The organism is Kitasatospora purpeofusca, assembly GCF_036010405.1.
GTDB classification, from domain to species: Bacteria; Actinomycetota; Actinomycetes; order Streptomycetales; family Streptomycetaceae; genus Kitasatospora; species Kitasatospora purpeofusca.
Genome location: NZ_CP108561.1, coordinates 7,308,721 through 7,319,446, shown reverse-complemented (window position 1 = coordinate 7,319,446; position 10,726 = coordinate 7,308,721). Strand labels below are relative to the sequence as shown.

General features: G+C 74.9%; 10 protein-coding genes. 6 read left to right on the top strand and 4 right to left on the bottom strand.

The features are described from left to right. Positions 1 to 292: 292 nt before the first annotated feature. Entirely contained in the window at positions 293 to 586 is a 294-nt protein-coding gene (locus tag OG715_RS32070; RefSeq protein WP_266273808.1) for a hypothetical protein, read from the top strand. A gap of 19 nt (positions 587 to 605) precedes the next feature. Here OG715_RS32070 and OG715_RS32065 read toward each other — a convergent pair whose 3' ends face one another. Together OG715_RS32065 and OG715_RS32060 are read right to left on the bottom strand one after the other, a co-directional pair. After that, complete coding sequence (locus OG715_RS32065) at positions 606 to 2,180, bottom strand: glycerol-3-phosphate dehydrogenase/oxidase (protein ID WP_266273809.1); 1,575 nt, start codon at positions 2,178 to 2,180, stop codon at positions 606 to 608. 64 nt (positions 2,181 to 2,244) lie between these two features. Continuing rightward, on the bottom strand, positions 2,245 to 2,889 hold the full coding sequence (locus OG715_RS32060) for a TetR/AcrR family transcriptional regulator (RefSeq protein ID WP_266273810.1): 645 nt from the start codon (positions 2,887 to 2,889) through the stop codon (positions 2,245 to 2,247). A gap of 86 nt (positions 2,890 to 2,975) precedes the next feature. On the opposite strand from OG715_RS32060, the gene OG715_RS32055 reads away from it, so the two are divergent. From OG715_RS32055 to OG715_RS32035, 5 genes are all read left to right on the top strand, one after another. Next, on the top strand, positions 2,976 to 4,544 hold the full coding sequence (locus OG715_RS32055; protein ID WP_266274636.1) for an FAD-binding oxidoreductase: 1,569 nt from the start codon (positions 2,976 to 2,978) through the stop codon (positions 4,542 to 4,544). Further along, positions 4,541 to 5,470, top strand: a complete 930-nt coding sequence (locus OG715_RS32050; RefSeq protein ID WP_266273811.1) for a diacylglycerol kinase — start codon at positions 4,541 to 4,543, stop codon at positions 5,468 to 5,470. The genes OG715_RS32055 and OG715_RS32050 overlap by 4 nt, the downstream gene beginning before the upstream one ends. A gap of 89 nt (positions 5,471 to 5,559) precedes the next feature. Beyond that, entirely contained in the window at positions 5,560 to 5,970 is a 411-nt protein-coding gene (locus tag OG715_RS32045) for an effector-associated constant component EACC1 (RefSeq protein ID WP_266273812.1), read from the top strand. Between the two features lies 1 nt (position 5,971). Further along, the gene (locus OG715_RS32040) at positions 5,972 to 7,042 is read left to right on the top strand and encodes a caspase family protein (protein ID WP_266273813.1); all 1,071 of its coding nucleotides are present in this window, start codon (positions 5,972 to 5,974) and stop codon (positions 7,040 to 7,042) included. Then, positions 7,032 to 8,363 carry a Clp protease N-terminal domain-containing protein gene (locus OG715_RS32035; RefSeq protein ID WP_266273814.1) on the top strand — a complete coding sequence of 444 codons (1,332 nt, stop codon included), beginning with the start codon at positions 7,032 to 7,034 and terminating at the stop codon, positions 8,361 to 8,363. Before OG715_RS32040 ends, OG715_RS32035 begins: the two co-directional genes overlap by 11 nt. 7 nt (positions 8,364 to 8,370) lie before the next feature. Here the strand turns inward: OG715_RS32035 and OG715_RS32030 are convergent, their stop codons facing one another. Both OG715_RS32030 and OG715_RS32025 read right to left on the bottom strand, forming a co-directional pair. After that, positions 8,371 to 8,700 carry a hypothetical protein gene (locus OG715_RS32030; protein WP_323182222.1) on the bottom strand — a complete coding sequence of 110 codons (330 nt, stop codon included), beginning with the start codon at positions 8,698 to 8,700 and terminating at the stop codon, positions 8,371 to 8,373. 217 nt (positions 8,701 to 8,917) lie between these two features. Next, positions 8,918 to 10,519, bottom strand: a complete 1,602-nt coding sequence (locus OG715_RS32025) for a hypothetical protein (protein WP_266273815.1) — start codon at positions 10,517 to 10,519, stop codon at positions 8,918 to 8,920. Positions 10,520 to 10,726 lie beyond the last annotated feature (207 nt).

The window sequence follows — 10,726 nt, the reverse complement described above, 5'->3', positions numbered from 1 at the left end:
GGAACCGGACGAGGCCGAGAATCGTGGTGTCATCTGGACTCTCTCGAATGGTGACAGGTCATCAGACAGTCCCGTTCGGGACCTCGGAAAACCTCTCACTCCAAGCAAAGCCACCGCTGCAACCCAGGATGACAATCATGTAACAGATCGCCTACGCAGCGTTATTTCATCATGATTCCTGCACGAAGGAGATGATCATGACATTCATGCCGATCACCCCACCGCGGGGGGAATTCACCCGACTTGCGACGTACACTGACCGTGTCCCGGAGGGCAGCACCGGAGGTCTCCCATGCGCCAGCGGCACAGCTTCCACCTCGACCGGATCGGCCATTCCGTCACAGTGAACGTCCGGTCCGGATGGATCACCGAGACCGAGGTGCTGGTGGACGGCAAGGAGGTGGCCTTCCACCGGGTCCACGGGCACGGGGCGTACCCCCTGGTGCTCGCCGCGCAGCTGCCGGAGGAGCCGCCGCGGCCGCTGGCCGTCCGGCTGGAGCGGACGGGCGCGCCGGAGCGGCCGCTCAGCTGCACGCTGGACCTCGGCGGGGCCGTGCAGCCGATGGCGGAGCGGACCGGGCGCTGAGCCGAGGTGCCGGACGCGGTCAGACCGAGGCCTTGGCCACGATCCCCTCGACGGCCGCCCGGGCGCGTTCGGCGTCCGCCGCGACGAGGCCGATCCGGGTGCGCCGGTGCAGCACGTCCTCGACGTCCAGCGCGCCCTCGTGGGTGAGCGCGTACGCGATCTCGGCGCGGCTGACGTCGATCCCGTCGGCGACCGGCGCCCCGTACCCGGCGCCGAGGAGTTCCTCGCCGACCGCCAGTACCTCGGTGGCCGCCCCGCCGTGCCGGGCGAGCAGCGAGGCCGCCACCTCTCCCTCAGGCACCGGGCGGCTGTCCCGGTGGCCGGGCGCGCCGACCAGCGGCAGCCGGGCGGTCCAGCAGGCGCGGGCGGACAGCTCGCGCAGCCGGACGGCGGTGTCCACCGCGTCCTCGGCCATCCGGCGGTAGGTGGTGAGCTTGCCGCCGACCACGGTGATCACGCCGTTCGGCGACTCCAGGACGGCGTGCTGCCGGGAGATGTCGGCGGTGGCGCCGTCACCGGTGTCGATCAGCGGACGCAGCCCCGCGTAGGCGCCGCGCACATCGGCCCTGGTCAGCGCCGTCTCCAGGGCGCCGTTCACGGTGTCGAGGAGGAAGTCGACCTCGGCCTCGGAGGGCTGCGGCTCGTCGGGGACCGGGCCGGGCGCGTCCTCGTCGGTGAGGCCGATCGCCACCCGGCCGAGCTGCTGCGGCAGTGCGAAGACGAAGCGGCTGGTGGAGCCGGGCACCGGGACGGTCAGCGCGGCGAGCGGCCGGCCGAGCGCGGCCGCGTCCACCACCAGGTGGGTGCCGCGACTGGGCCGCAGCCGGACGGACGGGTCCACCTCGCCCGCCCAGACGCCGGTGGCGTTGACGACGGCGCGGGCGTTCAGGAAGAACGACGCCCCGCTGAGGGTGTCGACGAGCCGGGCGCCCGTCCCGGTGACCTCCTCGGCGCGCACCCGGGTGAGCACGGTCGCCCCGTACTGCGCGGCGGTGCGGGCCAGTGCCACCACCAGGCGTGCGTCGTCGACGAGTTGGCCGTCGTGGGCGACCAGCGCGCCGGACAGGCCGGCGCCGCGCAGACCCGGCACCAGGGCCCGGGCGCGGTCGGCGCCCACCCGGCGGACCCGGGGCAGCAGACCGCCCGGGGTGCCGGTGCTCAGCCGCAGCGCGTCGCCCGCGTGGAAGCCGACCCGGACCAGCGCGGCCTGGCCGGGGCGGAACAACCCGTCCAGCAGCGGCACGAGTTGGGGCAGCGGCCGGACCAGGTGCGGGGCGGTGCGGGTCATCAGCACGCCGCGCTCGACGGCGCTCTCCCGGGCCACGCCGATCCGGCCGGAGGCGAGGTAGCGCAGACCGCCGTGCACGAGCTTGGAGCTCCACCGGCTGGTGCCGAAGGCGAGGTCGCGGGACTCGACCAGCACCACGCACAGCCCCCGCGCGGCCGCGTCCAGGGCGACACCCGCGCCGGTGACGCCGCCGCCGATCACCAGCAGGTCGACCGACGGGCGGTCGGCGAGCACGGAGAGCTCCAACTCGCGGCGGCGGGCGGTGAGTCGGGCGGTCCCGGCGAAGGGCCCGGCGGTGGTGGTCATCTGCGGCCTCCGGAGGCGGTCGGTCTGCGGGCGGTGCGCGGGCACTGGGCTCTAGGGGCTGGTACTACGGCGCGAGGTAGCCGTCGAGGGCCCGGGCGAGCTCCCGCCGCCAGGCCTCCTCGGGCAGCACCGGGGCCACCATGCGGTGCGACTGCACGGTGGACTGGGCGATCAGCAGCACCATCGCGGCCAGTTCGAGCGGCTCCCCGGCCCGGATCGAGCCGTGCCGCTGCCCCTGCTCGATCCCCGACCGCAGCGCCTCCAGCAGTCCGCGCTGGCTGGCGCCCAGGCGGTCGACCACGTACTCGAAGAGCGTGTCGGAGTCGCCGGAGCGCAGCAGCGCGCCCAGCACCGGGTGGTCGCGCAGCCGGACGGCCACCTCGACCACGCCGTCGACGAACGCGCCCCGGTCGGTGCCGGTGAGCCGGACGGCGTCCCGGGTGGCCGCGATCTCCCGGGTGAGCAGTGCGCCGATCACGGCGCGGACGTCCGGCCAGCGCCGGTAGACGGTCGGCCGGCTCACCCCGGCGCGGCGTGCGATCTCGGCCAACTGGGCTCGTCCGACGCCGAGTTGGACGATCAGTTCGGCGGCGGCGTCGAGGATCGCGTCGTCGGTGCCACGCTCGGGGCCGCGCTCGGCGGCAAGTGCGGCGGCAGGCGCGGCGGCGCTCCCGGTGCCTCGCTCGTGAGGCTCGTTACTACTTGACATGATGTGTAAAACTGTAACGCATGACCCCCGAGAAGCAAGCGGCACCGGCGACCCCCACCGGTACGGGCTCCCTGCCGCTCCCCCCGATGAAGTGGGACGCCTGGGGCGACCCGGCCCTCGCCAAGGAGCTGTCAGCCGACATCAAGGGCCTGCTCGCCGCCGCCCTCGGCGTCACCGGCGACGCCGCCCCCGGGCCCGACGCCTCGGAGGTCGTCCTGCGGCCGTCCGCCCTCACCCCCGACGACCTCGCGGCCCTCGCCGCCGTCGTCGGCGAGGGGCACCTGAGCACCGCCGACGCCGACCGCCTCCCCCGGGCCGGCGGCAAGTCCACCCCCGACCTGCTGCGCCGCCGCTCGCGCGACCCGCAGGACGCGCCCGACGCCGTCGTGCTGCCCGGCAGCGAGGACGAGATCACCGCGCTGCTCGCCGTCTGCACCGAGCGCCGGATCGCCGTCGTGCCGTTCGGCGGCGGCACCAGCGTCGTCGGCGGACTCGACCCGGAGCGCGGGGAGTTCGCCGCCGTCGTCTCCCTCGACCTGCGCCGGCTCGACCAGCTCCTCGACCTCGACGAGACCTCCGGCGAGGCCCTGCTCGGCGCCGGCCTCACCGGCCCGGACGCCGAGGCCCTGCTCGCCGGGCACGGATTCGAACTCGGCCACTACCCGCAGAGCTTCCGCTTCGCCACCATCGGCGGCTTCGCGGCCACCCGCTCCTCCGGCCAGAACTCGGCCGGCCACGGACGGTTCGACGACATGGTGCGCGGCCTGCGGGTGGTCACCCCGACCGGCGTGCTCGACCTCGGCCGCGCCCCGGCCTCCGCCGCCGGACCCGACCTGCGCGAGCTGTTCCTCGGCTCCGAGGGCGCCCTCGGCGTGATCACCGCCGTCCGGGTGCGCGTCCACCCCGTGCCCGCCGTCAAGGCGTACGAGGCCTGGTCGTTCCCCGACTTCACCACCGGCGCCGCCGCGCTGCGCGCCGTCGAGCAGCAGGGCACCGGCCCGACCGTCATCCGGCTCTCCGACGAGGCCGAGACGATGATCAACCTGGCCATGACCGAGAAGATCGGCGGCGAGGCCGCCATCAGCGGCTGCCTCGCGGTCACCGTCTTCGAGGGCACCGCCGAGCAGGTCGCCGCCCGCCACCAGCTCACCCGCGCCGCCCTGCTCGCCGCCGGCGGCACCTCGCTCGGCGAGGCCCCCGCCCGGGCCTGGGAGCACGGCCGGTTCAACGCCCCGTACCTGCGCGACTCGCTGCTCGACGCGGGCGCGCTGTGCGAGACCCTGGAGACCGCCGCCGGCTGGCGCGACCTGCACGCCCTGCGGTTCGCCGTCACCACCGCGCTGACCGAGGCCCTGCCCGGCTCGCTCGTGCTCTGCCACATCTCGCACGTCTACCCGACCGGCGCCTCGCTCTACTTCACCGTGGTCGCCGCCCTCGGCGAGGAGCCGCTGCAGCAGTGGGGCGCCGCCAAGCGGGCCGCCTGCGACGCCATCGTCCGCTCCGGCGGCACCATCACCCACCACCACGCCGTCGGCACCGACCACCGCCCCTGGATGGCCGACGAGATCGGCGACCTCGGCGTGCGCATCCTGCGCGCCGTCAAGGCCGAGATCGACCCCGCCGGCATCCTCAACCCGGGCAAGCTGATCCCGTGAGCGACCGGAGAACCATCGCCCGCGTCGTTCTCCTCACCAACCCAGCGGCCGCGGCCGGCCACGCCGAACCGGCGGCCCACCGCGCCACCGCCCGCCTGCGCGCCCACGGCATCACCGTGGACCCGCGGGCGGGCGGCTCCGCCGCCGAGTCGCTCGCGCTCGCCCGGGAGGCGGTCGCCTCGCCGTCCTGCGACGCCCTGGTCGTCGTCGGCGGCGACGGCATGATCAACCTCGCCCTCCAGGCCGTGGCCGGCACCGCCACCCCGCTCGGCGTGATACCCGCCGGCACCGGCAACGACCACGCCCGCGCCCACGGCCTGCCCCGGGACACCCCCGAGGCCGCCGCCGACACCGTCGCCGCCGGGCACACCCGCACCGTCGACCTCGGCCGGGTCACCGCCGCCGACGGCACCACCCGCTGGTTCGGCTCCGTCCTCGCCAGCGGCTTCGACTCCCTGGTCAGCGACCGCACCAACCGCCTGCGCTGGCCGCGCGGCCGGATGCGCTACAACCTCGCGATCGCCGTGGAGTTCGCCAACCTCCGCCCGCTGCCCTTCCGCATCACCCTCGCCGACGGCACCCGGATCGACCGCGACCTCACCCTCGCCGCCGTCGGCAACACCAGCAGCTACGGCGGCGGGATGCTCATCTGCCCCGACGCCGACCCCGCCGACGGCCTGCTCGACGTCACCCTCGTCGACGCCATGCCCCGGCGGCGGATCGCCCGCTTCTTCCCCACCCTGCTCAAGGGCACCCACACCGCCCGCCCCGAGGTCACCACGCACCGCACCACCTCGCTGCGGCTCGACTCCCCCGGCATCACCGCCTACGCGGACGGCGAGTTCATGGCGCCGCTGCCCGTCGAGGTCAGCGTCGTGCCGGGGGCGCTGCGGCTGCTCGTCCCGGACCACGGTCCCGAGCAATGATCGGGAACTCCCGCGAGGCTCCCGCGGATCAGTAGACCGACCGCTCTCGACTCCGTCCAGAACCAGCCTTGTGGGGGGCACCTGTGGACGTGCACATTTCCGTGACCGGTGGGGAGACCGTCGCGGAGGCCGAATCGCTGACCGACTGGCTCCGGGGCGAACCGGGCCTGGCAGGGGTCACCCTGACCGGGCGTCCGCCCGGGCCCGGGGAGATGGGCTCGGTGCTGGACACCGTCACCGTCGCCCTCGGCGCCGGCGGCGGGCTCTCGGTGCTCGCCTCCTCCCTGCGCACCTGGTTCGCCCAGCCCCGGCGCAGCGACGTCCGGGTGAAGATCCGCCGGACCGACGGCGGGACGGTGGAGATCGACGCCGAGCGGGTGCGCGCCGGGGACCTGGAGGCGATCCTGCGCACCGCGCTGGAGGGCCCGGCGGCGGAGGGCCAGGCGTTGGAGGGCCAGGCGTTGGAGGGCTCGGCTCCGTCCGGTCCCGAGCAGGGCTGAGGTGCGCCTCCCGGACCCCCTGCGGTCCCGGATCGTGCTGGTCGGCGCGAGCACGTACACGGACCCGGACCTGCCGGACCTCCCGGCGGTCGCGCGCACCGTGACCGACCTGGCGGCCCTGTTCGCCGACCCGGACCACGGGGTCGTCCCGGAGGAGCACTGCACCGTCCTGCTCGACGACGCCGACCTCGGCCGGGTCGGCCGGAAGCTGCGCGAGGCCGCACGGGCCGCCGAGGACCTGCTGCTGGTCTACTTCACCGGCCACGGCCTGGTCGGCGGCCGCCGGCACGACCTCTACCTCGCGCTGCCCGACAGCGAGTACGCGGACCCGGACTTCACCTCGATCGAGTACGACAAGCTGCGCGGCGCGGTGCTCAACAGCCGTGCCACCACCAAGATCATCGTGCTGGACTGCTGCTTCTCCGGCCGCGCCGTCACCGGCACCATGGTCGGCGGCGACCCCGGCACCATCGACCGGCTGGAAGTCTCCGGCACCTATGTGCTGACCTCCGCCCAGCGCGACCAGGTCTCCCTCTCCCCGCCCGGCGAGGACCACACCGCCTTCTCCGGACGCCTCATCCGACTGCTGCGCGAGGGCGTCGTCGGCGGCCCCGAGTACCTCACCATCGACGACATCTACCAGCGCCTCGTCAGCCTGATGGTCGCCGAGGGCCTGCCCGTCCCCCTCAACAGCACTACCGACAACGCCAACCTGATCGCCCTCGGCCACAACCGGATCTACGCCGACAACGTCGCCCCCGCACTGCGCGAGCAGCAGGCGGCGGCCGAGCAGCAGGCCCTGGAGGGCGACTGGGCCGGCGCCGCCGCGTCCCTGCGGGACGTCCTGGACGAGCAGACCCGCCTCCTCGGCGCCGAACACGAGGACACCCTGCGGACGCGGCACATGCTGGCCCGAAACCTCGCGCTGACGGGCGCCGAGGAGGAGGCGACGGCGCTGCTGCGGCAACTCGTCGCGGAACGGGACCGGGTGCTGGGGACGCAGCACCCGCACACGGTACGGGCGCGGAAGGAGCTGGCGGTGCTGGAGAGGAGTGGGCGGCATGGAGTTTGAGAGGTTCACCCTCGGCGCGCGGCGTGTGGTCGGCCTGGCACAGGAAGAGGCCCGAACACTGGGCTACCGCCAGGTCGGCACCGAGCATCTGCTGCTGGCCCTCCTGCGCTACCCGGACAGCCCCGCCCAGCAGGCCCTCACGGCCCTCGGGGTGTCGCTCGAACCAGCCAGGGCAGTGGTGGGGCAGATCAGCGCCCGGCTTCCCGTCCCGGGCAACGAGCAGATTCCGTTCACGGCGAGGGCCGAGAGCGTCCTGGACGAGGCCACCAGGCTCGACAGCGTCCGCATCGGCCCCCAGCACCTACTGCTGGCCCTCCTGAAGTCGGAGCACGGCCGCGCGATGGCGGTGCTGACCTCCTTCAAGGTCGACCTCCGCCAACTGCGCGAACAGGTCCTCGCCGCGAGCGCGCGGGCGGCCGAACCGTCCGACGCACGGCCCAAGCTGCGTGGCTCACTACTGAAGCTCGGCCGGGAACTCACTGCGGCGGTCGACCGCGAGCGACCCGAAGGTGTACTCGGACGCCGCCCGGACATCGACCGCGTCCTCCAGGTGCTCAGCCGACGGGCCCGCAACGTCGCGCTGCTGGTGGGCGATCCCGGGGTGGGGAAGACCAGCATCGCGGCCGGGCTGGCGCAAGCCGTCGTCCGCCAGGACGTTCCCGCGCGATTCCTCGGCCGGACCGTCCTCCGGCTCGACGTCACCGCACTGTTCACCGACCCCCGGCACCACGGCCGCTTCACCGAGGTGATGGCCGAGCTGGTGCAGGACATCCTCCGGTCCTCGGACCTCATCCTCTTCCTCGACAACGCCCTCTCCGTCGTCCGCACCCGGGAGGGGCAGGCCGAGGCGCTGGCCTTCTTCCGGCCCGTGTTCGACGTGCCCGGCGTCTCGATCGTCGCGGCCACCGGCTCCGCCGACCACCAGCGGTGGGAACGGGACTCGGGCCCGGACCGGCGGATCCAGCCGGTCCCGGTGGCCGAACCGGCGCCGGAGGACGTCCTGGAGATCCTGCGCAGCGCCCGGCGGCGGCTGATCGACCACCACGAGGTCGAGATCACCGACGAGGCCCTCGCCGCGGCCGCCCGACTCGCGCACGGCTACCTGCCCGGGCACGCCCTGCCCGGTGCCGCGATCGACCTGCTGGACGAGGCCAGCGCACAGATCCGCTCCGGACCGGTGGCCCCCGGCACGACGCCGAGCGTCACCGAGGAGGTGGTGACCCTGGAGGCCGGCGCCTCCGCCGCCCTCCCGGTCGCCCCCCGCCCACCGGTCCTCTCCCCTCCCGTCCCCCACGACCCGACCGTCTGGTCCATGAGCTGACCCGCCACTACCCCAACTCCAGTGCCTCCCAGGCGAAGCCCTCGCCCCACCCGGGCTCGCGGCGGGCCCAGGCGGCCATGGCGGCGATCACCGGTTCGGGGTCGTCCAGCTTCACCTGGAAGTGCCGGTCGGCACTGCCGTCCCGGTACTCGAAGGAGTACTCTTCCCCGCTCTCGTGCCACACCTGCACGTAGACGTCGGGCTCGTCGGGTATCCGCTCGACCACCAGGAACCTGTCCCGCCTCCCCCCGATCCGCCGCACCAGCCCGCCCAACGCCTCGGCGTCCGGCCGGGGGTGGTTCCGGTCGTCTTCCGTCCGCACCGTGATCGCCAACATGAACCGGATCCTGGCACGCCCCACTGACAACGCCTCCGGCGGCAGCCGTCCGGAGTTCGGCCGCACGGCCCTGCCACACCGGCGAATCGCGCCACCGCGCGCAGGAAGTCGGACCTGCCGACTTCCTGCGCGACAGGACCCTCGACCTCCGCACGCAGAACGCCCCCTGCCGCACGGAGCTCGCGGCAGAGGGGCGTTCGGTCGGCGGGGAGGCGGGTCAGCCCTTGGGGGTGGGGGTGGGCAGGGTGCCGGTGAGGAGGGGCCATTCGCGGTGGAAGGCCGGGAGGGGGAGGCGGCCCTCGATCAGCGGGGTGCCGAAGATCTTGAGGTGGGCGAGCAGTGCACCGTTGAGGTCGATGCCGCCGACGAGGCCCCAGCTGCCCTGGACCCGAGGGGCGCCGCCGGGGACGTCCACGGCGAGGGAGCCGTCGGCCTTGGCCTGGAGGTAGGGGGCGACGGTGGCTTCGACGCCGACCGCGTCGTAGAGGCCGACGCTGACCTCGGTGCCGAGGGTGGCGCGGACGGAGGCCCTGCCGTCGAGGCGGACATGGACCGGGGAGACCCTGGTGTCGGGGGCGTCGGCGGAGGATGTCCAGCCCCGGCCGCCGCCGGTCCAGTCGGCACGGACGGCCCAGGTGCCGGTGGCCTCCTGCTCGGCCTCGACGTGGACCTGGCCGTCGGCGCCGACCTCCAGGTAGCAGGTGAGGGCGAGGTTGACGACGACCGGCAGCCCCGCGACGGTCAGCACCGGGCTGGCCCGGAGCTTGGCGAAGGGGACGCGGACCGGCGCGGCGGTGGCGCGGGCGAAGTCGCCGGTGACCTTCCAGTGGGCGCGGGCGCCGAGGTCGAAGCCGATGGAGGCGGTGCGCGGGGTGCCGACTCCGGCGCCGTGGTAGGCGAAGCGGACGGTCGGGTGGAGGGCGAGTTCGCCGGTGGCCTCGGCGGTGGCGCCGCCCGGGAGCGGGATCGGGGCCTTGGCGTCGACCTCCAGGGTGCCGGAGGCCTCGGCCTTGGTGGTGCCGTTCTCCCGGCCGACGGTGGCCGTGACGTCCTTGACCAGCGGGGTGACCTTGATCGACTTGGGGTCGACGGGGACCGTGCCGTCGGCCTCGGCGGCGCCGAGCAGTTCGGGCAGGGTGGCCGGGCGGGTGGCGAGACCGAGGGTGTTGCCGGCGCCGGGGTGGACGGCGGTGACGGCGAGCAGCGCGCCCTGCGGGGCGGCGTCGGTGGGCGGGCTGGCGAGCAGGCGCCCCGGCTGGACGGCCTGGGCGAGAGCCGGGACGGCGGCGGGCGAGGAAGCCGCGGGGGCGGTGGCCGGGGCCGAGGACGCTGCGGGCGCGGACAGGACGGCGGTGCCGGCGGCCGGGTCGTAGGCGGTGAGCCGGAGGTCGGTGGCCGCCGCCGGGGTGGCGGCGGACCCGTCGGCGGACGGGGTGCCGATGGCCACGGTCTGCGCGCCGGGCTGTGCGGCCGCGACCGGCAGCGGCAGCGGGGCGGCGCCCGTCGGCGGCGGGACGGCGGGAGCCGCCGGGGCCGAGGAGACCGGGGCCGGGACGGCGGAGGATCCGCCGGGGGCCGGGGCGGACGCCTTGCCGGCGGGACGGGCGGCAGCCGCCGAGGCGTGCGCGGTCGGGGATCCGCCGGACGCGGGGGCCGCCGGGTTCGCCGCGCCGGTGGCGGCGACGGGGACGGCGGACGGCACGTCGATGCCGACCGACGCGGCCCGTCCGTCGCCGGAGGCGGGCCCGCAGGCGGCGACGCCGAGCAGGAGCAGGGAGGCGAGGGCAGGCCGGACGGCCGGGACGAGAGGACTCTTCACCGGGGCTCTTTCAGCGGGGTGTTCCGCACGGGCGGCGGCGCACGGACGGTGTGCGCCCGCCCGGGAACGAGGGTGGGTGGTGGCAAGGGGGAGCGCGGCCCGCACGGCCGCACGGCTCGTCATGTTACTGACGAGAAATCAGGTTGTCGAAGACATGTCCGACAAGTGAACAGCGTCCCGATCGCACCTCAGGAGCTTTGTCGGCAA